General features: G+C 71.6%; 21 protein-coding genes. 10 read left to right on the top strand and 11 right to left on the bottom strand.

What is annotated here, in order from left to right; all coding sequences use genetic code 11:
• Positions 1-27 precede the first annotated feature (27 nt).
• Together ACIQGQ_RS12565 and ACIQGQ_RS12560 are read right to left on the bottom strand one after the other, a co-directional pair.
• Positions 28-354 carry a peptidase inhibitor family I36 protein gene (locus ACIQGQ_RS12565; RefSeq protein WP_402394179.1) on the bottom strand — a complete coding sequence of 109 codons (327 nt, stop codon included), beginning with the start codon at positions 352-354 and terminating at the stop codon, positions 28-30.
• A gap of 176 nt (positions 355-530) precedes the next feature.
• Positions 531-1364 carry a helix-turn-helix domain-containing protein gene (locus tag ACIQGQ_RS12560; protein ID WP_402394176.1) on the bottom strand — a complete coding sequence of 278 codons (834 nt, stop codon included), beginning with the start codon at positions 1362-1364 and terminating at the stop codon, positions 531-533.
• 342 nt (positions 1365-1706) lie between these two features.
• Here ACIQGQ_RS12560 and ACIQGQ_RS12555 point away from each other — a divergent pair, with 342 nt between their 5' ends.
• Positions 1707-2060: a hypothetical protein gene (locus ACIQGQ_RS12555; RefSeq protein ID WP_402394174.1), complete on the top strand. Its 354-nt coding sequence runs from the start codon at positions 1707-1709 to the stop codon at positions 2058-2060.
• A 5-nt stretch (positions 2061-2065) separates the two neighbouring features.
• Here ACIQGQ_RS12555 and ACIQGQ_RS12550 read toward each other — a convergent pair whose 3' ends face one another.
• The 3 genes from ACIQGQ_RS12550 to ACIQGQ_RS12540 all read right to left on the bottom strand — a co-directional run bounded on the left by ACIQGQ_RS12550 (position 2066) and on the right by ACIQGQ_RS12540 (position 3684).
• Entirely contained in the window at positions 2066-2479 is a 414-nt protein-coding gene (locus ACIQGQ_RS12550; RefSeq protein WP_402394171.1) for a hypothetical protein, read from the bottom strand.
• 105 nt (positions 2480-2584) lie between these two features.
• A complete protein-coding gene (locus ACIQGQ_RS12545) occupies positions 2585-2830 on the bottom strand; it encodes a DUF397 domain-containing protein (RefSeq protein ID WP_402394170.1) in 246 nt (81 codons plus the stop codon).
• The gene (locus ACIQGQ_RS12540) at positions 2827-3684 is read right to left on the bottom strand and encodes a helix-turn-helix domain-containing protein (protein WP_402394167.1); all 858 of its coding nucleotides are present in this window, start codon (positions 3682-3684) and stop codon (positions 2827-2829) included. The genes ACIQGQ_RS12545 and ACIQGQ_RS12540 overlap by 4 nt, the downstream gene beginning before the upstream one ends.
• 322 nt (positions 3685-4006) lie before the next feature.
• Here ACIQGQ_RS12540 and ACIQGQ_RS12535 point away from each other — a divergent pair, with 322 nt between their 5' ends.
• The 4 genes from ACIQGQ_RS12535 to ACIQGQ_RS12520 are packed head-to-tail and all read left to right on the top strand — an operon-like array spanning position 4007 to position 6478.
• Positions 4007-4480, top strand: a complete 474-nt coding sequence (locus tag ACIQGQ_RS12535) for an ATP-binding protein (protein WP_402394165.1) — start codon at positions 4007-4009, stop codon at positions 4478-4480.
• The gene (locus ACIQGQ_RS12530; protein WP_402394162.1) at positions 4477-5142 is read left to right on the top strand and encodes a class I SAM-dependent methyltransferase; all 666 of its coding nucleotides are present in this window, start codon (positions 4477-4479) and stop codon (positions 5140-5142) included. Before ACIQGQ_RS12535 ends, ACIQGQ_RS12530 begins: the two co-directional genes overlap by 4 nt.
• Positions 5143-5175: 33 nt before the next feature.
• Positions 5176-5802: a putative immunity protein gene (locus ACIQGQ_RS12525; RefSeq protein ID WP_402394160.1), complete on the top strand. Its 627-nt coding sequence runs from the start codon at positions 5176-5178 to the stop codon at positions 5800-5802.
• A 16-nt stretch (positions 5803-5818) separates the two neighbouring features.
• A complete protein-coding gene (locus tag ACIQGQ_RS12520) occupies positions 5819-6478 on the top strand; it encodes a LysE family translocator (protein ID WP_402394157.1) in 660 nt (219 codons plus the stop codon).
• A 36-nt stretch (positions 6479-6514) separates the two neighbouring features.
• Here the strand turns inward: ACIQGQ_RS12520 and ACIQGQ_RS12515 are convergent, their stop codons facing one another.
• Positions 6515-7729, bottom strand: coding sequence for an MFS transporter (locus ACIQGQ_RS12515; protein ID WP_402394155.1), 1215 nt, complete (start codon positions 7727-7729; stop codon positions 6515-6517).
• Positions 7730-7819: 90 nt separating this feature from the next.
• Between ACIQGQ_RS12515 and ACIQGQ_RS12510 the strand changes: the two genes are divergently transcribed.
• On the top strand, positions 7820-8692 hold the full coding sequence (locus ACIQGQ_RS12510; RefSeq protein WP_402394152.1) for an AraC family transcriptional regulator: 873 nt from the start codon (positions 7820-7822) through the stop codon (positions 8690-8692).
• Positions 8693-8766: 74 nt separating this feature from the next.
• Here the strand turns inward: ACIQGQ_RS12510 and ACIQGQ_RS12505 are convergent, their stop codons facing one another.
• The 3 genes from ACIQGQ_RS12505 to ACIQGQ_RS12495 all read right to left on the bottom strand — a co-directional run bounded on the left by ACIQGQ_RS12505 (position 8767) and on the right by ACIQGQ_RS12495 (position 11532).
• Entirely contained in the window at positions 8767-9768 is a 1002-nt protein-coding gene (locus ACIQGQ_RS12505) for a linear amide C-N hydrolase (RefSeq protein WP_402394150.1), read from the bottom strand.
• A 79-nt stretch (positions 9769-9847) separates the two neighbouring features.
• Complete coding sequence (locus ACIQGQ_RS12500) at positions 9848-10792, bottom strand: aldo/keto reductase (protein WP_402394147.1); 945 nt, start codon at positions 10790-10792, stop codon at positions 9848-9850.
• 125 nt (positions 10793-10917) lie between these two features.
• Positions 10918-11532 carry a GNAT family N-acetyltransferase gene (locus ACIQGQ_RS12495; protein WP_402394145.1) on the bottom strand — a complete coding sequence of 205 codons (615 nt, stop codon included), beginning with the start codon at positions 11530-11532 and terminating at the stop codon, positions 10918-10920.
• 131 nt (positions 11533-11663) lie between these two features.
• On the opposite strand from ACIQGQ_RS12495, the gene ACIQGQ_RS12490 reads away from it, so the two are divergent.
• Both ACIQGQ_RS12490 and ACIQGQ_RS12485 read left to right on the top strand, forming a co-directional pair.
• A complete protein-coding gene (locus ACIQGQ_RS12490; RefSeq protein WP_402394143.1) occupies positions 11664-12221 on the top strand; it encodes an AAA family ATPase in 558 nt (185 codons plus the stop codon).
• A 92-nt stretch (positions 12222-12313) separates the two neighbouring features.
• Positions 12314-13075 (top strand): DUF1963 domain-containing protein, encoded by a 762-nt coding sequence (locus tag ACIQGQ_RS12485; RefSeq protein ID WP_402394141.1) that lies wholly within the window; start codon positions 12314-12316, stop codon positions 13073-13075.
• 498 nt (positions 13076-13573) lie between these two features.
• Here the strand turns inward: ACIQGQ_RS12485 and ACIQGQ_RS12480 are convergent, their stop codons facing one another.
• On the bottom strand, positions 13574-15115 hold the full coding sequence (locus ACIQGQ_RS12480; RefSeq protein WP_402394138.1) for an FMN-binding glutamate synthase family protein: 1542 nt from the start codon (positions 15113-15115) through the stop codon (positions 13574-13576).
• A gap of 221 nt (positions 15116-15336) precedes the next feature.
• On the opposite strand from ACIQGQ_RS12480, the gene ACIQGQ_RS12475 reads away from it, so the two are divergent.
• On the top strand, positions 15337-16452 hold the full coding sequence (locus ACIQGQ_RS12475) for a bile acid:sodium symporter family protein (RefSeq protein ID WP_402394136.1): 1116 nt from the start codon (positions 15337-15339) through the stop codon (positions 16450-16452).
• A 422-nt stretch (positions 16453-16874) separates the two neighbouring features.
• Positions 16875-19457: a bifunctional FO biosynthesis protein CofGH gene (locus ACIQGQ_RS12470; protein WP_402394133.1), complete on the top strand. Its 2583-nt coding sequence runs from the start codon at positions 16875-16877 to the stop codon at positions 19455-19457.
• Between the two features lie 74 nt (positions 19458-19531).
• Here the strand turns inward: ACIQGQ_RS12470 and ACIQGQ_RS12465 are convergent, their stop codons facing one another.
• Positions 19532-20596 (bottom strand): cobalamin-independent methionine synthase II family protein, encoded by a 1065-nt coding sequence (locus tag ACIQGQ_RS12465; RefSeq protein WP_402394131.1) that lies wholly within the window; start codon positions 20594-20596, stop codon positions 19532-19534.
• Positions 20597-20664 lie beyond the last annotated feature (68 nt).

The raw sequence follows: 20664 nt of genomic DNA, 5'->3' as shown, positions 1-20664 counted from the left end.
CCCGCCGCGCGGTGCCGGTTCAGCCGGTCAGCACTCCCCGCCCCAGTTGGCGTAGTTCAGCGTCATCTTGCCGCTGGAGAAGGTCATGGTGTTGGGGTCCGACGGGTAGTGGAGGCAGCCCGACATGTACTGGCCGTCTGCCCAGGTGACCTTGTAGCGGATGTGGTCCGCGCCGGGGTAGGACACGCCGTTATTCATGATGGACAGGCCGTTGGACGACGTGAGGTTCGACAGGTTGTTCTTCGACTTCCACGTCGGGGCGCCGGAGAAGCTGGAGTTGTTCCACACGCACACGTACTCGCGCGGGCACTGGCTGGTCGAGGCCGACGCGGACGGTGCGAGCGTGAGGCCCACCGCCGCCAAGCTCAGAGATGCCGCAGCCGCAGCCGCGATCCTCCGCAGGTTCCTTGTGATGACTTTCCCCTTCCCTGCTGATGTCCTTCGTGCTTGCTCAAGCAGCATGCGGGGGTACGGGCGATCGGTGCGCGACCATTTGTCCTGAACCAAAACGTTCTGTCCGTGCGCCAGGCTCAGGCGCACTCGCGGCAGCGGCCTGGGGTGGGGGCGCGGAAGGCGCGGTCGCAGGTGTCGCAGTTCTGGAGCGGGTCGACCAGCCTGACCTGCGTAGGCGGGGACGGCAGCAGGACGGTGAGGCGGTGGCGCAGGAGCTTCGCCGGGTACTTGAGGGGGTGCGGCAGGTCGGCGGTGAGGGCCTGGCGCAGGGCGCTCGGCGTCGAGCCGTTCTCGAACCAGGTGGCCGCGATGGGGGCGAGCTGGGTGATGTCGTTCTGGGTGAGGGTGACTTGGGGTGCGTGGTGGTGGAGGTCGGAGAGGAGGGCGGCGGCCGCGTGGGCGTACTTGGGGCGGGGTTCACGGGGCGCGTGGGGCGCGTGGGGCTCGCGGGGGTGGGGGAGCGTGGCCACGGGGACGGCCTTGGCCGCAGGCGCAGGCGCGGGTACGGGCACGGGTACAGGTACGGGGGCGGCCTCGGCCGCAGGCGCGGGGGACGGCTTCTGCGGCCGGGGCTGGTTGTAGGAGCGGGTGCGGGTGACGACCCTGCCGTTGGGGAGGCGGTCGCGGGTGCGGCTGAGGTAGCCGTGGGCTTCGAGTTCGCGTAATGCGGCGGCGATGCGGGTTTCGCCTTCGGGGAAGCGTTCGGCGAGGTGCTTGATGGTGATGCGGGCGCCGTTGGGCAGGGACTGGATGTGGGTGGCCAGCCCGATCGCGAGGAGGGAGAGCTCGCGGTGCTGGGCGAGGTGGTTGCCGATGACGGTGAACCGGCTGGTGTGCCGGGTGTTGACGTGTTCGACGCCGCGTACGGCGGACACGGGGCGCGCGGGCGCGCTAGCCTGCTGGGTACCCATTGGGGAAGCTCTTTTCTTCCTTGGTGGTCAGGCCCTCGGTTGGGAGTGCTAGTCCCGGTCGGGGGCCGACGTATGTGTGGGGTGTTGTTGGCGCGAGCATATGCCCGCAAGCCGCACCAAAATCCAGCTCAGTTGGCCAAAGTCACCCAAGCGGGTGACACAGGGGCCCGCAGGTTACAGACGGGGTGGGTTGGGTTTTTTCAACGTCCTCAAGACAAAGGACTTAAAAGCTTTTAACGCCCTGCGCCGCCGGGCCCCGGTCCACCGCGACCCGGTCCACCGCGACCCGGTGGGCAACGACCCGGTAGGTATGCACAGCCTGTGGATGGAGAGGGAGCGCACATGTGGGACGGCCCCTTCTACCGCTTCGAGCGGGACGGGTACGAGATCGTCTTCGTACCGGGAGCCGGGGAGGAACTGGACGAGGTCTGCGACGTGGACATGTGGGTCGTCCGCGACGACGGCGAGCGCTGGTCCGGAACGGTGGTCACGCTCGACCAGGTCCGTCGACTGATGGACCGGCACCGCGAAGCGGGCGAGCCGGAGGGCGACTACTGGTGGTACTGGGACGGCCTGATCGTCCGCGAACCGGGACTGGCGTCGATGGCGAAGGTCATCGACGGCCTCGTCGCCACCGGCGACTACGAGACGGTCCTGCGCCACGTCGGCCCCGCAGACCCCGAAGAGGACGAGTAGGCGCCTCAGGCGTGGTCGTCCAGCCGCAGGCCGAGCCGGTGACGTAGACGGGCCGAGGCTCCACGGAGGCTTCCGAGCCTCCGCACCTCGTCCGCGTCGAGCTCCGGCCGGTCGGCGAGCGCGAGTGCGGCGGCGTAGGGCCGCTCGCCCGCGTCCAGCTTGGCCGCGACGGCTTCGAGGACGGCCCGGAGAACGGCCTGGTCGGCACGGGGATGGTCGGCCAGCAGGCGCAGAAGCCGGTTGTCGTTCCAGACGCTGTCGCGGGCCGCGCTCAGTTGCTGGAGGGCTTCGGGTGGCGTGTGGGGATTGGCGGCCAGGGCCTGCCAGACGAACGGGTACGGAGACGTGGCGAGGCGCCGCAGGGTTGGGCCGTCGCTCTCGTCGCGTGCCTGCGCGAGGTGGTCGGCGGGCGTGGGCACGGGGCGGCCTTTCCTGAGGGTCGAAGCCACCACCGGGCGGTGTGGTCCTGGCGGCGTCGCGCGCACCGGGTCGTGGCCGTCACGACCCGGTACGGGCCTGCCCGTTCAGCTCTTCCGGGCGTACGAGACGAAGGCTTCCCAGGCGGCGGGGGCGACGTCGAGGCGGGGGCCCGGGATGTTCTTCGAGTCGCGTACGTGGACGGCGGCGTCGCAGCTCGCGACCTCGACGCACTGACCGCCGCCGCCGCTGCTGTAGCTGCTCTTGTGCCAGTCGTAGGCGACCTCGACACAGTTGCCGCCCTCGCCGCTGCTGTAGCTGCTCTTGAACCAGTCCAGTTGCCCGGTATTCATAGTTCTCTCCGCATCTTCTCAATCATGATCGCGGACTCCCCAGGCGTGAGAGCCACCGATTGCATAATTCCATAGCGGGCGGCCAGCACCCGGACCTCCTCGGGGGCGACAACGAGCTTCGGATTCCCGTGAATCTCCAGGTAGCCGAGCTGCTGCTTCCCCGGTTGAGTCAGCAGGGTGAACGGACCGTCGATGCTGGGCTGTTCGATCCGATCCAGCGGCATCACCTGAAGGTTCACCGTCCGCAGTCGGCCGATCTCCAGCAGCCTCCCCAACTGCTCCCGGTGCACGTCCCGGCCCCCGATGGGGCGCATCAGCACGCTCTCGTCCAGGATGAAGTGGACTTCGGGGGAGGGCCAGCGCTCGAAGACCCGCTGTCGATCCAGCCGGTCGGCGATCCGCTTCTCGATGATCGCCTCACTGAGCAGCGGGCGCCGCTGGGAGAAGATCGCCCGCGCGTACGCCTCGGTCTGGAGCAGTCCGGGGATCGCCTGGTTGTTGTAGTCGTTGATCTGGGCGGCGGCGCGTTCCAGTGCCGCGTAGCCGCGATACCAGTCCGGATGCCGCGTCCGGGCCTTCGCCAGCGCCTCCCGTACCTCCTCGATCGACGCGCGCAGGACGTTCTGCGCGCCCAGCACGTCGTCCGCGAGGTCGAGGAAGTCGGGCTGCGGTGTCCGGACCCCCCGTTCCATCGAGGAGATCAGGTCCTCGCTGACGTGGGTGTCGGCGGCCAGCTGACGCTGGCTCATCTTCAGGTTCTCCCGCATCTGCTTGATCATTTTGCCGAGCGCCTTGAAGAGGTGTGCCGTTCCGTCCTCTTCGGCCGGTCGCTCGGGCCGTGCTTCCTCGTCCATGTCCCGCACCGTTCTCTGGTCCACCACCGGTGACGGCCGAACCGCCGTACGCCGGAGCCGACAGGTCCGGACCGTCACAGCGAGTCGTCATGTCATTGCGGATCAGCGTAGGAGTCGGCGGCGGGGCCGATCTGGAGAAACGTGTAAATCACCCGTGCGGGAATCGAGTTCGTCCGGCCCCGTGGCGTCACCCGTCAGAGGGCCGGGTTGCGCAGGGTTACGGCCGTGGACCCGTACAACGGGCCGACCGGACCCGGACAACAATGCCGAGTCGGGGTGTCGGCGCTGTTCAGGGCGGGTTCGGGCGGACACGCTGAGTCACATGAATGCGGAAATCACCCTCTCGGGCAACGAGTTCGTCCAGCGCTTCAGCGCCACCCGCCGGGGGGCCAGGCTCGCCCGCCGCCTGGCCTCACAACAGCTCGCGACCTGGGGCGTGCCGTTCGGGACGGGGCTCTCCGACGATGTGGCCCTGGTCGTCTCCGAACTGACGGCCAACGCGGTGCTGCACGGGAACGTGTCCGGACGGGACTTCGAGCTGAGGCTCCTCGCGCTGCCGGACTCGGTCCGGGTCGAGGTCTCCGACTCCCGGGGCGAACGTCTCCCGGAACTCGGTCTTCCCGACGCGGAGGCCGGTTCGGGGTACGGGCTCCATCTGGTGGCGGCGCTCTCCCGGGTGTGGGGCGTCCGGCCCCGGATCGTCGGCAAGACGGTGTGGGCGGAGGTCGTGGGGGCGGCGGGCAGTGCGGAGGCCGCCCCTGAATCGGGTCCTGCGGTCAGTAACCTGACGACATGAGTGATCAGTTGGCCCCCACCGGGCCCGGCGGCGGTCCGGCCGGAGGAACCGCCGGGTACGCCGAGGCGGCGGACGCGCTGGCCGTCCAGTACGAGGAAGTCACCTTCGACGAGGTCCACCGCGACGTGCTGCACCTGGTCCCCGCCGGGCCCGGCCGCATCCTGGACGTGGGCGCGGGGACCGGGCGCGACGCCGCCGCGCTGGCGGCCCGTGGGCACGGCGTCGTGGCTGTCGAGCCGACGAAGGAACTGCGTGCGCACGGAGAGCGGATCCATGTGCACAGCGGTGTGGAGTGGGTCGACGACCTTCTTCCGGACCTGCGGCTGAGCCGTCACCCGGGCCGGTTCGACGCGGTCTTCGTCACCGCCGTGTGGATGCACCTGGACGCCGGGGAGCGTCGCCGCGCGATGGCCAGGATCGCCGCGTTGCTGGTGCCCGGCGGCCGGTTCTTCGTCAATCTGCGCCACGGTCCCGTGCCGGACGGCCGGCGCATGTTCGCCGTTTCCGCCGACGAGACGGTCGAGTTGGGCGCGGCGTACGGGCTGAGGGTGGTCCACCGCAGCGAGCGCGCCGACCTCCACGGCCGGGGAGGCGTCCGGTGGAGCTCTCTGGTGTTCCGGGCCGACGACGTCACCGGCCCGGCGGCGGACGGGCGGGCATAGCCCGGCGGCGGCGCGGTCGTGGAAGATGGGGCGATGACAGCGGTGGAAGCGGGCGGGATCGTTCTGAGCAAGCAGGACCTCCGTGAGGTCACCGCGTTCGCCGCGGCGTGCGCGGAGGGCGTGCTCGCGGTGTTCGAGGCCGACCGGCCGGACGACTCGCGGCCCCGGGAGGCCGTCGACGCGGCGTGGGAGTTCGCCCGGGGCGGCGAACGCGGGAAGGCCCTGCGCGTCACGGCAGCGGCGGCGCTCAAGGCGGCCAAGGACGCGTACGGCGCGGCGGCACGCGAGGCGGCGTGGTCGGCGATGTCCGCGGCGGGCGCCGCCTACCTGCACCCCCTGGCCAAGGCCACCCAGGTCAAACACATCCTCGGCGCCGCCGCCTACGCCGCCCACGCGACCGAACTCGCCGCCGCCGAAAGGGGCGTGGGCGACCGGGACGTCGACCGGGGCGTGGGCGACCGGCACCTCGCGGGACTGGTGGGGCGCGCGACGCCCGCCGTCGTCGACGTACTGCGCCGCTTCCCGGCGGCCCCGGACGGCGGCGGCCGGGTCGGCGAGCTGATCCGCGTACTCGACGCCGCGCTGCGCGCCCTCACCTTCGCCGAGCGCGCGGTGACCGACGCCCCCGACGATCGCGGCGGAAATCATCCCGCCGGGTGACGTACGCTGGCATTCCATGGCAATGAGCACCATTGGTACCGCGCTGTGGTCCTTCGCCCTCGTCGTAGGGCTCCTCACTCTCACCCCCGGGCTCGACACCGCGCTGATCCTGCGGACGTCGGCGGTCGGCCGACGCAGACGGGCCTGGGGCGTCGTCCTCGGCATCCAGACCGGCACGCTGCTGTGGGGCGCGCTCACCTCGCTCGGGGTGACGGCGCTCCTCACCGCCTCGCACCTCGCGTACACGGCTCTCCGCTGGGCGGGTGCGGTGTACCTGGTGTGGATGGGGGTGCGGATGCTGCGGGACACGTTCGCCCCCGGCGGGCAGGGGCGGTCCGGGGCGGAGGCCGCCGAGTCGGCGCTGCTCTCCGGTGCGGACACGGTCGGCGGCGGATGGCGGCAGGGCACGCTGACCAACCTCCTGAACCCCAAGATGGGGGCCTTCTACGTGGCCGTCCTGCCGCAGTTCATCCCGGCCGGGGTCAGCCACTTCACCATGGGGCTCCTGCTCACCACCGTGCACATCCTCCTCGGCCTGGTGTGGTCGGCGGTCCTCATCGGGTTCGCCCGGGTCCTGCGCGACTGGCTCCGCAAGCCCCGGGCACGCCGACTGCTGGACCGGATCACCGGCACCGTCATCGCCGGGTTCGGCATCCGGCTGGCCCTCGGCGACTGAGCGCGGCGGGGCGCCCGTCGGACCGGAGCGGGAGCGTCATGGGGCGGGCGCGGGCCCGTACCCGGGGGCGTCCACCCGTGATGAGGTCGACATCTGGCCGGTGGGCGCCCCGGGCGCCTTCGGTTCGGGCAGGGCGCGGAAGAGCAGCCAGCTCAGGACGGGCATGGCGATCAGCGGTGTGAGCGCCGTCCGCAGCGAGGTGGCGTCGGCCAGGCGGCCCAGCAGCGGGCTGGCCAGGCCGCCGATGCTGACGGTCAGGCCGAGGGTCACGCCGCTGGCGGTGCCGATCCTGGACGGGAGGTAGTCCTGGCCGAGGGTGACCTGGAGGGAGAAGGGGACGTACAGCCCCGCCGAGGTCAGGGCCACGAAGAGGAACATCGCCGGGCCCGGTACGTAGACCACCCCGGCGACGGCGGCCACCGAGACCAGGTACGACCAGGCGGAGACCCGGACGCGGTCGTACCGGTTCGCCAGCGCGCCGCCCAGCAGCGAGCCGACCGCGCCGCCCAGGAACAGCAGGAAGAGGGCGAGCGTTCCGGCCGAGGTGCCGTGGACGCGCTGTTGTGCGTAGAGGGAGATGAAGGTGCTCAGGCCGGTGAAGACGATGGAGCGGAAGACCACCGCGAGCGACAGCCTCAGGAACGAGGCGAGGTCGTCGGTGCCCGTCGCCGTCCCCGTCCCCGTGGCGGCCTTGTCGGCCTCGCTCCGGGCCAGCATGCGGAGCACCGGGACGCACAGGGCGGCCCCCGCGAGCGCCGGCAGCACCAGCACCGGCGTCCACCGCAGCGACCCCTGCCCGACCGACACCGCGACCAGGAGCGGGGCGAGCGCGAAGCCCACGTTGCCGCCGAGGGAGAACCAGCTCATCGCCGTGTGACTGCCCCCGCTCGCCAGCCGGGCCACCCGGGCGGATTCGGGGTGGTACGCGGCGACCCCGACCCCGGAGACCGCGACGAAGACCAGGGTCAGCCCGTACGAACCGCCCAGGCCGCTCAGCGCGATGCCCACCCCGCTCGTCACCGTGCTGACCGGCAGCAGCCACGGCATCGCCCACCGGTCGGTCAGCGCGCCGAACACCGGTTGGGCCACCGACGACAGCAACGACGCGGCCAGCACGATGCCGGAGGCCACCGCGTAGCCGTAGGCGCGCTCGGACACGAAGTACGGGACCAGCGCCGCGACGGCGCCCTGATAGACGTCGACACAGGCATGCCCCACGGAGAGCAGGGATATCGATGCATTTCTTCGCATCGCTCCATGCTGGTGGGCCCGGCCGGTGTCCCGCTTTCGATAAATTGCCAGGTGATGCGGGAAACCCGCCAACCCTCGGAGGGGTGCCGTATGCCGGAAGTCCGCCGTGCCTCAGGGAGCCGTCCTGCGGCGGGAGTTCGTACCGCTCCGGTTGTCCGTACCGCTCCGGGAGCCCGTACCGCTCCGGGGGGTCGTCCCGTTCCCGGCGTTCGTTCGGGGCCGGGGATACGCCACACACCCGAGGCGCCGACCACGATCGCGCGGCTCGTGTCCGGCGGCGAGATCGACGCCCACCGCCACGACGACCACCAGATCGCCTACGCGGGCCGGGGAGCCATCGCCGTCACCACCGACGCCGGGTCCTGGGTGGCGCCCGCGACCCGGGCGATCTGGATCCCCGCCGGTACCGTCCACCACCACCAGGCCCACGGCGAGCTCGACCTCCACCTCGTGGGGCTGCCCGCCGCGGAGAACCCCCTCGGCCTCGACCGGCCGGCCGTGCTCGCCGTGTCCCCGCTCCTGCGCGAGCTGATCGTCGCGTACACGAACGCCCCGGAGGACGACAGCCCGCCCCGGCTGCGACTGCGCGCCGTGCTCCTCGACCAGCTCCCGGGCGCGCTCTCCCCGGAACTGCCGCTCCACCTGCCGACGCCCACCGACCCGCTGCTCCGCGAGCTGCACGCCATCCTGCTCGCCGACCCGGCGGACAACCGCACCCTCGACGAACTCGGCCGCCTGATCGGCGCCGGAGCCCGTACGCTCTCCCGCCGCCTCCACGACGACCTGGGCCTGGGCTACCCGCAGTGGCGCACCCAGATCCGGCTCCACCACGCGCTGGTCCTGCTGGCCGAGCACACCCCGGTCACGGTGGTCGCCCACCGCTGCGGCTGGTCGTCCGCGAGCACCTTCATCGAGGTGTTCCGCCGCGTCTTCGGCCACACCCCGGGCTCCCGGACCGTGTGACGGCCCGTCGGCGCGCGGCGGGCGGTGGGGGCTCCTGCCGGAGATCCCACCGCCCGTCCGGCCCTGATCCGGGTCTACCTCGGTGCCGGGACCGGGGTGAACCCGCCCGTCACGTTGCCGACGTGATCGGGCTCCTTCGCCACGTCCAGCCGGAGCTCCGGCCGGCCCTTGGAGAAGTCAAGCTGCGACAGCTCGACCCACACCACGTTCGGGCTCGTCGTGGACTCGTAGAAGTACCGCCCCTCGGTGAGGTCGGCGACGGTGCGCCAACGGGTGGTGGAGATGTTCGGCCGGACCTCGTCCGCCGTGCCGAACGGGGCGGAGGCGTTGCGGATCACGCTGAACATGTACGCCGTCGCCTCGCGCGTGTCCGAGGTCGCCGGGAGCCGCGCGGAGTAGTACGCGGCGCGGGCGAAGCGGTCCGGCGAGTCGACACCGCCCGGCAGCGGCTGGTCGCCGCCGAGCCCCTCGTACCGCTTCTGGAGCTCCAACTGCTCGTCGAACCAGGGCGAGTTCGCCATCACGGTGTACTTCTTGTCGTGGTGCACGACCGCCTTGCCGTCCCGGAACTCGACGATCGCGGAGTCGCCGTGCCTGTCGGCGAACGCCAGGTGCCCGGTCCCCGGCTTCCCGCCGAGGTCCGCCGCGATGAGCTGTACGTTCCGGTCCGTGATCTCCGCTACCGCCTCGTCGACGGTGCCGAAGCAGTCGAGCATCCACTGGATCGCCCAGTACAGGTCGATCCCGGGGCGGGAGGGGTCGCGCTCGCCGTACTCCGACTCGGAGAGATAGAGCCCGCTGACCTGGAACCCGGCCTCGTTGATCCCGTCGACCGCGGCCTCGCGGTACATGAGCGCGACGACGCTGCCGTGCTCCGAGGTCCAGGTGAAGCTGCCGGGGTCCTCGGGGTTGCTGGGCGTGCTCCGACGCTCCTCCCCGCGCGGACGCACGGCCAGGACCGTGTCCGTGTCCTGGTACCAGTCCATGCTCCGGCCGACCAGTACGTTGCCTTTGTCGGTGCCGCCTTGGGCCGTACGGGGGGAGCCCAGCGACGACCACAGAATGCGTGTACACATGGTTCGCATTGTGGATATTCCGGGTGGTGTTGTGATGGGCGACCGGGCGGGCGTTCACCTGATCGGTGAGCCCCTCCGCTCAGCGGTGGCCCGACTGGCGGCCGGTGCGGTGACCTGTGCGGTGGCCGACCGTGTCGAGCAGCCGGAGTTCGTCCTCCGACAGCCGGAGCGTCCTCGCCGCCACGTTGTCCGCGAGGTGTTCCGGGTCGCCCGTTCCCGGGATGACCAGCACATGAGGTCCCTGGTGCAGCGCCCACGCCAGGCGGACCCGCGCGGGTGAGACGCCGTGCGCACGGGCCACGGCGCGCACCTCGTCGTGCTCCGCCCCGACGGCCCCGGCCTCGCGCCCCTCCCCGGCGACGGAGAAGAACGGCACGAACGCGATGCCCCGCACCGCGCAGATCCGGAGCATCTCCTCCCCGCCGCGCGCGTCGACGCCGTAGCGGTTCTGGACGCAGACCACCGGTGCGATCTCCTGCGCCTGGGCCAGGTGCTCCGGGCGTGCGCCGGAGAGCCCGAGGTGGCGGACGAGCCCCGCCTCGCGCAGCTCGGCCAGGGCGCCGAAGTGCTCGCTGACGGAGTCCTGGCCCATGAGGCGCAGGTTGACCAGGTCGAGGTGGTCCCGGCCCAGTTGGCGGAGGTTCTCCTCCACCTGGCCGCGCAACTGGTCCGGCCGGGCCGGTGTGGCCCACTCGCCGTCGACGTCCCGGGCCGGGCCGACCTTCGTCGCGACGACCAGCCCGTCCGGATACGGAGCCAGTGCCGAGTTGATCAGCTCGTTGGCCGAGCGCAGCGGGGAGAAGTAGAAGGCCGCGGTGTCGATGTGGTCGACGCCGAGTTCGACCGCGCGACGCAGCAGCCGGATCGCCCGGCCCCGGTCGCTGTGCGAGCCCCGGTCGAAGGCGGTCCTGCCGGTCAGGCGCATGGCGCCGAACCCGACACGGTCCACCCGCAGATCACCGAGTGCCCATGTCGTCCCCGGCCTCTCCTCTTTCCGCTCTTCCCGCCGCGTGGGTTCCGGCATCTCCCCGACTCCTCTCCGCCCGGCCGGTTCCCCGGCCGTCCGCCGCGGACGGTTCGGGATGCGGCGGCCCTGGAGTATGCGCAGGTGGGGGCCGTCGCGGGAAGGCGCGGAGGGGGAGGGGAACGTCACCGTGGATCCGGGAATCCCGGCGGCTCGGGGCGAGTTGAAGGAGAGGTGGGAAACGGGCGTGCGGGCGCCGCGTAACAGCGGATCGTCACCGTCTGGCCCGGGCTCCACCGCTGTTCGACGGTGTCCAGCAGCTCCCAGCCCAGCCGCTCGTACAGGGCGGCCGCCGCCGTGTCGGACGCGACGACGTCGAGCACCGGATGCAGCCCGTGCCGGTCCGCCTCCGCCACGGCCCGGCCGATCAGCAGCGCGCCGATCCGTCGCCCCCGCGCCCACGGGGCGACGAACAGCCGCCCTACCACGGCGGCCCTGCCGCGCTCCGCCCCGCTCCGCCCGCTCCACACCACCGGGGCCACATCGCCGCCGCCTTCCCGCGACAGGCTGATGTGACCGGCGAGGCGGCCGTCGAGTTCGGCGACCCAGGTGCCCAGCACGGGCCCGTCCGACAGCCACGCGCCCGGCCGCTCGGGCCAGTTCACCGGGTAGCCGTCACGGTGATGGACCTCCGCGAGGACACGTACGCATGCGTCGAGGTCGCCGTCCGTCCTGCGCCGGACGAGCGGTTCCGGGCTGTCGGCGGGCAGGGGGAAGCTCTCGCTGTTCGTTCCGGTCATTCCGGCAGGGAAACACAACACGCGCGGCCGCGCCCGCTCATTCGCCGCCCGTACGCACCGGCCGCCACGGCGCACCGCCGCCAACTGCGGTTATCCTCCCCGGGCCTTGACCACTCACGCTGGAGGACCGAATGAGCCTGGACCGGGTACCCGTCGACCGTGAGCCCGCCGCCGGGGCCGTCCTCCTGACCGGCATACCCGGGAGCGGGAAGTCGACCGTGGCCGCGGCCCTGGCCGGACGGCTCCGGATGTCGGCCCACATCGAGGTGGACGGCCTCCAGCAACTGATCGTCAACGGCGGCCAGTGGCCCTCCCCGGCCGCGAACCCGGAGGCCGACCGGCAGATCCTCCTGCGGGCCCGCCACGCGTGTCTGCTGGCCGACAGCTTCGTACGGGCCGGATTCCTGCCGGTGCTCGACGACGTCGTGGTCCGCCGCTCCCACCTCGACTTCTACCGCGCGACGATGCGGACCACACCGTTCCATGTCGTCGTCCTGGCTCCTGGCCCCGCAGTGGCCCGGCAGCGCAACCAGGCCCGGGAGAAGGCCCTGGCCACGGACTGGTCGCCCCTGGACGAGGCGATGCGCACCGAGCTGGACCGGGAGGGCATCTGGATCGACAACGCGGCGCTGACCGTCGAGGAGACGGTCGGTGCGATCCTCTCCGCGACCGGTCTGGCCGGCGCCTGAACCGTCCGGCCGGCCGTCCTTGAGCGGACAGCCGGACGGTCGGTTGCTGGTCAGTACGACCGTGCCAGAGGTAGGTGAGAGACTCGGCGCCCATGGAGCTTCAAGAGCACGATTCGGGCACTCCGTACTCCGCCGTCAACGAGCTGATCCGTGCGCGCTTGGACGCTGCAGCAGCTGACCTCCTCACCGGCCTGGTGAGGCCGTCTGTAGGGTTTGTTGTCGGGATGGTCGGGCGTGAGACCGGATGCTCGATCGGCGGTCGGCCTCGGAGCACCGACGAATTCGACTGGCCTTGCTATCGCGGACGCCCGATGGTTCTTCTCGCGCAGCTGGACTGTAGCCAGGTCGGGCCGCTTCTCGGGGAGGAGTGGGTGCTGCCCAGGGACGGGCACTTGCTTTTCTTCCACGACGATGAGTTCGTCGCCGAGTTCAGCTTCGATCTCGGAGACGATGGCTGTCGAGTCGTGCATGTGCCGGCCGAGCACCTTAGGCATCGGCTCGGAGACGATCTCGCGCATGTCGTCCCTGCCCTGCCCCTGGAGCCGCTTGCCCTCCCGTCAGTGCCCACCCTGGCGGACCGGGAGGTTGATCCGGCGGCTGATCGCGACGTCATGGGCATGCTCGACTTCTATGAAGCTCTGTCCACTCGCTGTCCCGCTCCGCGTCACCGTCTGCTCGGCTGGTGCGACAGCACGGACACCCCCAGGCCCAAAGGCCATCGTCCCCTGCTCCAGTTGGAGGCCGAAGCCGTCAACAACTGGGGAGAGATCGTCAACATCTCCTTCTGGATTCGCGATGAGGACCTGCGTGCAGGGAATCTCAGCAAGGTCCGCCGATCCTACGAAGTCGCCTGACCAGTCCGCGTGCACCGCCTCGCGAGTCGGTCGGGGGCCGTGGCAAAGCGGACGTCCCGCGCAACACCATCACCCGCCGAATCGGTCAGCCGGACTCTCGTGAAGCCCACCGGGGCTGACTGGACGACGGTCACGGTCACCGCCGCCGCCCAGAAGCCTCCCGATTCCCAGGGCCTGGGCCTGGGCCGATTCTTCCGCACCGCCGTGAGCAGTAGACGGCGTTCGAACGCCGATCCACGCCAGCCACCCAGGACTCCCCGCACTCGGGGCACTCGGCCCGGCCGGCACCGCTTGGCTCGGCCGCCACCCGCTTGCGCAACCGGCGGCCCCGGCGCCACTGCCTGGAACGGCATACCGCAGAGCAGTGCACGGCGGCGGGCCGTGCGTCCGGCCGAAGCCGTCCACCACAGCCCCCGCACACCCGCCCCTCAGCCTCCTCGGACACCCAGCCGGCTTAGGACCCAAAGCTACTCAAAACCGGGGACCGAAAACGGGTACTCAGCCGGTTGCCGGTCGGTCGGTCGGGTCGGCGGTGAGGAGCGCGGTGATCTCCTGGGCGAGCTCCGTGCCGAGTTCGCCCCAGCCGTTCTTGTAGCCGTAGACGCTCGCCAGCGTGCGGGCCTCGTAGTCGCCGTTCATGATCTCGATGTCGTCGGCGGTGATGAGCGACGGGTGGGCGACGCCGACCGCCCCCGACACCTTCAGCAGTTCCTTGCGCAGGGTGCGCAGGTAGACGGCGGCCCGGGTGGACTTCGAGGGGGCGTCCACACCGCGCACCAGCCACGGGTTCTGGGTGGCGATGCCGGTGGGGCACTTGTCGGTGTGGCACTTCTGCGCCTGGATGCAGCCGATGGACAGCATCGCCTCGCGGCCGACGTTGATCATGTCGACGCCCAGCGCGAAGGCCACGGCCGCGTTCTCCGGCAGACCGAGCTTGCCGGAGCCGATGAAGGTCAGCCGGTCGGTCAGCCCGTGCTCGGCGAACGTGCCGTAGACCCGGGAGAAGCCCATCCGGAACGGCAGCGACACCGAGTCGCTGAAGATCAGCGGCGCCGCCCCGGTGCCGCCCTCGCCGCCGTCGATCGTGACGAAGTCGACCCCGCGGTCGCCGGGCGCCATCAGCGTGGCCAGCTCCTGCCAGAACCCCATCTCGCCCACCGCGCTCTTGATCCCGACCGGCAGACCGGTCTCGGTGGCGAGCAGCTCCACGAAGTCGAGCATCGAGTCGACGTCGTGGAACGCCGTGTGCCGCGAGGGCGAGGCGCAGTCCTGCCCGGCCGGGATACCGCGGATCGCGGCGATCTCGGGGGTCACCTTCGCGCCCGGCAGCATCCCGCCGAGCCCCGGCTTCGCACCCTGGGAGAGCTTGATCTCGATCGCCCGGACCGGGGCCCCGGCGACGACCTCCTTCAGCTTGTCCAGGTTGAAGGTGCCGTCCTCGTTGCGGCAGCCGAAGTACGAGGTCCCGATCTGGAGGACGAGGTCGCCACCGCTGCGGTGGTACGGGGAGAGGCCGCCCTCGCCCGTGTTGTGCATCGTCCCGGCCAGCGCCGCGCCCTTGTTCAGCGCCGTGATGGCCGCACCCGACAGCGAACCGAAGCTCATCGCCGATATGTTCACGACGCTCGCCGGGCGGAACGCCTTGGCGCGCCCGCGCGGACCGCCCAGGACCTTGGCCGAGGGCAGCGGGGACTGCGGGTCGTGCAGATCGGGCAGCGCGCCCGCGAACGTGCGCTGCTTGATGTACGCGTGCCCCTGCACGTGCTCGACGTCCACGTCCGTACCGAAGCCGAAGTAGTTGTTCTCCTCCTTCGCCGACGCGTAGATCCAGGTGCGCTGGTCACGGCTGAACGGGCGCTCCTCCTCGTTGGAGGTCACGACGTACTGCCGCAGCTCCGGCCCGATCGTCTCCAGCAGGTAGCGGGCGTGCCCGACGACGGGGAAGTTTCTGAGGAGTGCGTGCTTCTTCTGGACGAGGTCGCGGGCCGCGACCACCGCCAGTGCCGTCGCGGCCGCCGCACCGATGCTCCGAGCGCGCATGAAACGTTCCTCTCCTCCGGCTGTTCGACCCCCCGTCCCTCGCGGGACGGAGAAGGCCGTGGGCGCTGTCCCGCCGGACCGGACCCGACCTGGCGGGGTCGACCGTCCGACGGCGAAACGACACACCATAGCCCCGAAGCCCTCGGCGCGAACGAACGGGGCGGACCCGCTCACCGGGTCCGCGCCGCCGATAGCGCTGCGCAACCATTAGGCTCCGCCGGGTGACCAAAGTGGTGAATGCTGTGCAGCGGTGGCTGCTGGGACTGATGCTGCTCTGCTACGTGATGGCCGGTGTGATGCCGGCCCCCGGCGAGTGGCTGCGCGAGCTGACGCTGCCGATCCCCGTGGGCGCGAGCACGCTGACGTTCTCGATGGTGCTGCTGGCGGTGATGCTGTTCAACGCCGGTCTGGGGGTGCGCGTCGCCGATCTGCGCGGGGTGATGTCCCGGCCGGTGCGCCTGGCGCTGGGCATCGGCGCCAACGCCCTGCTCCCCCTGCTCGTGCTCCCGGTCATCGCCCTCGGCCTGCGTGTCTGGCCCGATCCGGCGGAGGCGGAGGGGCTGGTGGTCGGGCTGATGCTGGTACTGGCGATGCCGATCGCGGGCGGTGCCGCTTCCTGGGGGCAGAACGCGGGCGCCAATGTCCCGCTGGTCGTCGCCATGGTGATGGGGTCCACGCTGCTCAGCCCGCTCACGGTGCCCCTCGGGATGGGCGTGGCGGGCGAACTCGTCGGTCCCGACGGCGCCGGAGCCCTGGACGACACGACCACGGTCGACGCCATCGCCCGGACCGGGGCCGGGGCCTTCGCGCTGGTGTCGGTGGTGCTGCCGTGCCTCGTCGGGATCGTCGTACGGGTCGTGCTCGGCGAGGACCGCACCGCCCGGGGCCTGCCCGTCGTCAAGTGCGTCAATCTGGTGAACATCCTGCTGCTCTGTTACATCAACGCGTCCGGCGCGCTCGGACAGGCCCTCGCCCACCCGGACCCGGACCTGCTGGTGCTGGCGCTCTGCCTGTCCGGCGCGGTGTGCTGCCTCGCCTTCTGCTGCGGGCGATGGATGTCGGGCTGGACGCACTGCGACCAGCCGGACGGGGTCTCCCTCACCTTCGCCACCGGCATGAACAACAGCAGCGCGGCGGCCGTGCTGGCCACCTGCTGGTTCCCCCACCGGGTCGCGGTGCTGCTGCCGATCCTCGCCTACAGCCTTCTCCAGAAGATCGTCGCAGGAGCGGCGGCAAAGCCGCCCCGCCCTGGAAGAAGGGGAAGCGGCGAACGCCCGCCCCTCGCCGCAGGGGAACACCCGCACCGCCGGGACCCCATGGGTGTGGAACAAACGTGACATCTGCCCCCTCCACTGTCACCTTTCGCCGCCGGTACGCGGCATACGCGGCCGGCAGGCGATCCGAGGACCCGGACTCAGTGGTCCACGGCGGCGACGGCGCGTGGCGGAGCGCGGCCCGGCGCGCCCGGCGGGTCAGGCAGGCCCGGTTCGAGAAGGGTGAAGCGGGCGAGTAGAACCCCTGTCGGGGAGCGTTCCGGAAGTCCCGTCAGCCCGCCGGGTCCACGGCGCCACCGTCACCTACGCCGCCGTCGCCCCCTGCGACACCACCGCCGCCCACGACGCCGTCGCCCCCCATGGCAGCGCCACCACCGACAACGCCGTTCTCGACGCACGGCAGCCCGTTCCGCCCCGGCGAGGTGGCCCCGACCGCCACAGAGGCCCTGGTCCGGGGCACGCGCTCCGCTCGTATGCTCGGGACCATGACGGATCAGCAGCACGGACGCCCGACCACCAACGCCATGCGGCGCGCCCTCAAGCGGGCCCGCGACGGTGTCGCCCTCGACGTGACCGAGGCCGCCGTGCTGCTCCAAGCGCGGGGCGACGACCTGACGGATCTCGCGGCCTCCGCCGCCCGGGTCCGGGACGCCGGTCTCGAAGCGGCGGGTCGGCCGGGCGTCATCACGTACTCCCGCAAGGTCTTCATCCCGCTCACCCGGCTCTGCCGCGACAAGTGCCACTACTGCACCTTCGTCACCGTCCCCGGCAAGCTCCGCCGCGCCGGGCACGGCATGTTCCTGTCGCCCGACGAAGTGCTGGCCATCGCCCGCGAGGGCGCGGCCATGGGCTGCAAGGAAGCGCTGTTCACGCTCGGGGACCGGCCCGAGGACCGCTGGCCCGAGGCGCGGGAATGGCTGGAGGCCGAAGGGTACGACGACACCCTCGCCTACGTACGCGCCATGGCCATCCGGGTCCTGGAGGAGACCGGCCTGCTGCCGCACCTCAACCCCGGCGTGCTGACCTGGACCGACCTCCAGCGGCTCAAGCCCGTCGCCCCCTCCATGGGGATGATGCTGGAGACGACGGCGACCCGGCTCTGGTCCGAGCCCGGCGGCCCGCACCACGGCTCCCCGGACAAGGAACCGGCCGTACGGCTGCGGGTGCTGGAGGACGCCGGACGGTCCAACGTGCCGTTCACCACCGGCATCCTGATCGGCATCGGGGAGACGTACGAGGAGCGCGCCGACTCGCTCTTCGAGCTCCGCCGCACCGCCCGCGCCTACCACGGCATCCAGGAAGTCATCGTGCAGAACTTCCGGGCCAAGCCGGACACCGCGATGCGCGGCATGCCCGACGCCGAGCTGGAGGAGCTGGCCGCCGCGATCGCCGTGGCCCGGCACATCCTCGGCCCGTCCGCCCGCATCCAGGCCCCGCCCAACCTCGTCGACGCCGAGTACGCGCTCCTCATCGGCGCGGGCATCGACGACTGGGGCGGCGTGTCACCGCTCACCCCCGACCACGTCAACCCCGAGCGCCCCTGGCCGCACATCGACGAACTCGCCGCCAGGACGGCCGAGTCCGGCTTCGAGCTCCGCGAACGCCTCACCATCTACCCGGAGTTCATCCAGCGAGGCGAACCCTGGCTCGACCCCCGGCTGCTGCCGCACGTACGCGCGCTCGCCGACCCGGAGACCGGGCTCGCCCGCGAGGACGCGACACCGGCCGGGCTGCCCTGGCAGGAGCCCGACGAGCAGTTCGGCGCGTCCGGCCGCACCGACCTCCACCGCACCATCGACACCGAGGGCCGCACCGGCGACCGCCGCGAGGACTTCGACGAGGTGTACGGCGACTGGGAGGCGCTGCGCGAGGCCGCCGCCCCCGGCATGGTGCCCTCCCGCATCGACACCGACGTACGCCACGCGCTGAGCCAGGCCGCCGACGACCCGACGAAGCTCACCGACGAACAGGCCCTCGCCCTGCTCCACGCGGACGGCCCGGCCCTCGACGAACTCTGCCGGATCGCGGACACCCTCCGCCGCGACGTGGTCGGCGACGACGTCACGTACATCGTCACCAGGAACATCAACTTCACCAACGTCTGCTACACCGGCTGCCGGTTCTGCGCCTTCGCGCAGCGCCGCACCGACGCCGACGCGTACACCCTCTCCCTGGACCAGGTCGCCGACCGGGCCGCGCAGGCGTGGGACGTCGGCGCGGTCGAGGTCTGCATGCAGGGCGGCATCCACCCGGACCTGCCCGGCACCGCCTACTTCGACATCGCGCGGGCGGTACGGGAGCGGGTGCCCGGCATCCATGTGCACGCCTTCTCACCGATGGAGGTCGTCAACGGGGCGACCCGCACCGGCATGTCCGTACGGGACTGGCTCACCGCCGCCAAGGAGGCCGGGCTCGGCTCCATCCCCGGCACGGCGGCCGAGATCCTGGACGACGAGGTCCGCTGGGTCCTCACCAAGGGCAAACTGCCCACCGCCACCTGGCTGGAGGTCGTCCGGACCGCCCACGAGGTCGGCCTGCGCTCCTCCTCCACGATGATGTACGGCCACGTCGACCAGCCCCGCCACTGGCTCGGCCACCTGCGGACCCTGGCCCGGCTCCAGCAGGAGACCGGCGGGTTCACCGAGTTCGTGACCCTGCCGTTCATCCACACCAACGCACCGGTCTACCTCGCGGGCATCGCCCGGCCCGGCCCGACCGACCGGGACAACCGGGCGGTCACCGCGATGGCCCGGCTGCTGCTGCACCCGCACATCACCAACATCCAGACCAGCTGGGTCAAGCTCGGTACCGAGGGCGCCGCCGAAATGCTCCGCTCCGGCGCCAACGACCTGGGCGGCACCCTGATGGAGGAGACCATCTCCCGGATGGCGGGCTCCGGCTACGGCTCGTACCGCTCGGTCCGGGACCTGGTCGCCATCGCCGAACTCGCGGGCCGCCCGGCGAAGCCGCGCACCACGCTGTACGGGGAGGTCCCCGAGGAGCGGGTGGCGGCGGCCGCCGCGTCCGACGGGCACCTTCCGGAACTCCTGCCCGTCCTGCCCGACTGACTGACTGACGACGGAACAGCGACGGGGCGCCCGGTCTTCGTACGACCGGGCGCCCCGTCCTGCCTCCCGCAGCCCTACAGCCCCAGTGCCTCCGCGGCCAGCGCGGTGCCCTCGACCCGGGCGCGGATCTTGGCGAACGCGGTCTCCCGCGAGGTCGACCGGTCGTCGGCGAACGGCGCGAACCCGGCGTCGTCGCAGGTCCCGAGCCGGTCCGCCGGAAGGTGCCGGGCGGCGGTCAGGACCCGGTCGCGGACCTCCTCGGCCGTCTCCACCCGGGGGTCGAGCGGATCGGTCACACCGACGAAGACCCGGGCCTCGGGGGGCAGGTGCTCGGCGACGATGCTCAGGACCTTCTCCGGGTCGGCCTCGCTCGCCAACTGGAGGTAGAAGCTGCCCGCGTTGAGCCTGAACAGCTCGGGCAGAAGCCCGGCGTAGTCCACGTCGAGGCTGTGGGTGGAGTCCTGGTCGGCGCCGGGGCCGGTGTAGACGCCGATCCTGGCCCGCTCCTCCCCGGTGAAGCGGTCCAGCAGCCTGTTGTCCAGCTCCACGAAGTCCCGCAGCACGCCACCGCTGGGGTCCAGCTTCAACGACAGACGGGCCTCCTCGAAGTCCAGCTGGACCACGTGCGCCCCCGCGTCCAGGCAGCCGCGGACGTCCTGCTCCGCCTCGTCCACCAGGTCGTCGAGGAACTGCTCGCGGGAGTAGCCGTCGATTCCGGCCGGCGGGTAGAGCAGGCTCAGCGCCGAAGGCGCGACGACCGCCTGCTTCACCGGCACGCCGGCCTGCCGCTGCGCGGCCCGCAGATACTCCGCCGCGTACGTCCGGTACCGGAACGGCCCCGAGGTGAGCACGGGGAGCTGCCGCTGATGGCCGTCGGCGAAGGGGAGGACCACGCCGTCGGGGGAGAGGCCCGGGAGCCCGTCGACCGGGTAGGTGAGGAAACCGGGCTTGGTCTGCTCGCCGTCGGTCACGACGGGCGAGCCCGCCTCCTCCAGGCTCCGCACGGTATCCGCGACGGCGCGGGACCGGACGTCCGCGAACGCGGCCTCGTCGAGCTCCCCGGAGCGGAAGGCGGCGAGAGCGTCGAGCAGTTCGGGGGAGCGGGGGATGCTGCCGATGGGTTCGGTGGGGATTGCCATGGCGGCAGCGTAGGAGGACCGGCCGGGCGAATCACCGTGTATGGGGGGAGATGCCTGATACTTCGGCC

The sequence above is a fragment of the Streptomyces sp. NPDC092952 genome, assembly GCF_044754785.1.
Lineage (GTDB): Bacteria > Actinomycetota > Actinomycetes > Streptomycetales > Streptomycetaceae > Streptomyces.
Note: the sequence above shows the minus strand (reverse complement) of the source record. Positions and strands in the feature narration are given on the sequence as shown.

Excerpts from the sequence above, each read along its gene's own strand:
- ACIQGQ_RS12495 (WP_402394145.1), bottom strand. The coding sequence starts at position 11,532 with ATGACCGGAACGAACAGCGAGAGCTTCCCCCTGCCCGCCGACAGCCCG.
- ACIQGQ_RS12540 (WP_402394167.1), bottom strand. The coding sequence starts at position 3,684 with ATGGACGAGGAAGCACGGCCCGAGCGACCGGCCGAAGAGGACGGAACG.
- ACIQGQ_RS12555 (WP_402394174.1), top strand. The coding sequence starts at position 1,707 with ATGTGGGACGGCCCCTTCTACCGCTTCGAGCGGGACGGGTACGAGATC.
- ACIQGQ_RS12545 (WP_402394170.1), bottom strand. The coding sequence starts at position 2,830 with ATGAATACCGGGCAACTGGACTGGTTCAAGAGCAGCTACAGCAGCGGC.
- ACIQGQ_RS12465 (WP_402394131.1), bottom strand. The coding sequence starts at position 20,596 with ATGGCAATCCCCACCGAACCCATCGGCAGCATCCCCCGCTCCCCCGAA.
- ACIQGQ_RS12535 (WP_402394165.1), top strand. The coding sequence starts at position 4,007 with ATGAATGCGGAAATCACCCTCTCGGGCAACGAGTTCGTCCAGCGCTTC.
- ACIQGQ_RS12560 (WP_402394176.1), bottom strand. The coding sequence starts at position 1,364 with ATGGGTACCCAGCAGGCTAGCGCGCCCGCGCGCCCCGTGTCCGCCGTA.
- ACIQGQ_RS12525 (WP_402394160.1), top strand. The coding sequence starts at position 5,176 with ATGACAGCGGTGGAAGCGGGCGGGATCGTTCTGAGCAAGCAGGACCTC.
- ACIQGQ_RS12490 (WP_402394143.1), top strand. The coding sequence starts at position 11,664 with ATGAGCCTGGACCGGGTACCCGTCGACCGTGAGCCCGCCGCCGGGGCC.
- ACIQGQ_RS12485 (WP_402394141.1), top strand. The coding sequence starts at position 12,314 with ATGGAGCTTCAAGAGCACGATTCGGGCACTCCGTACTCCGCCGTCAAC.
- ACIQGQ_RS12500 (WP_402394147.1), bottom strand. The coding sequence starts at position 10,792 with ATGCCGGAACCCACGCGGCGGGAAGAGCGGAAAGAGGAGAGGCCGGGG.
- ACIQGQ_RS12510 (WP_402394152.1), top strand. The coding sequence starts at position 7,820 with ATGCCGGAAGTCCGCCGTGCCTCAGGGAGCCGTCCTGCGGCGGGAGTT.
- ACIQGQ_RS12470 (WP_402394133.1), top strand. The coding sequence starts at position 16,875 with ATGACGGATCAGCAGCACGGACGCCCGACCACCAACGCCATGCGGCGC.
- ACIQGQ_RS12480 (WP_402394138.1), bottom strand. The coding sequence starts at position 15,115 with ATGCGCGCTCGGAGCATCGGTGCGGCGGCCGCGACGGCACTGGCGGTG.
- ACIQGQ_RS12515 (WP_402394155.1), bottom strand. The coding sequence starts at position 7,729 with ATGCGAAGAAATGCATCGATATCCCTGCTCTCCGTGGGGCATGCCTGT.
- ACIQGQ_RS12505 (WP_402394150.1), bottom strand. The coding sequence starts at position 9,768 with ATGTGTACACGCATTCTGTGGTCGTCGCTGGGCTCCCCCCGTACGGCC.
- ACIQGQ_RS12530 (WP_402394162.1), top strand. The coding sequence starts at position 4,477 with ATGAGTGATCAGTTGGCCCCCACCGGGCCCGGCGGCGGTCCGGCCGGA.
- ACIQGQ_RS12520 (WP_402394157.1), top strand. The coding sequence starts at position 5,819 with ATGGCAATGAGCACCATTGGTACCGCGCTGTGGTCCTTCGCCCTCGTC.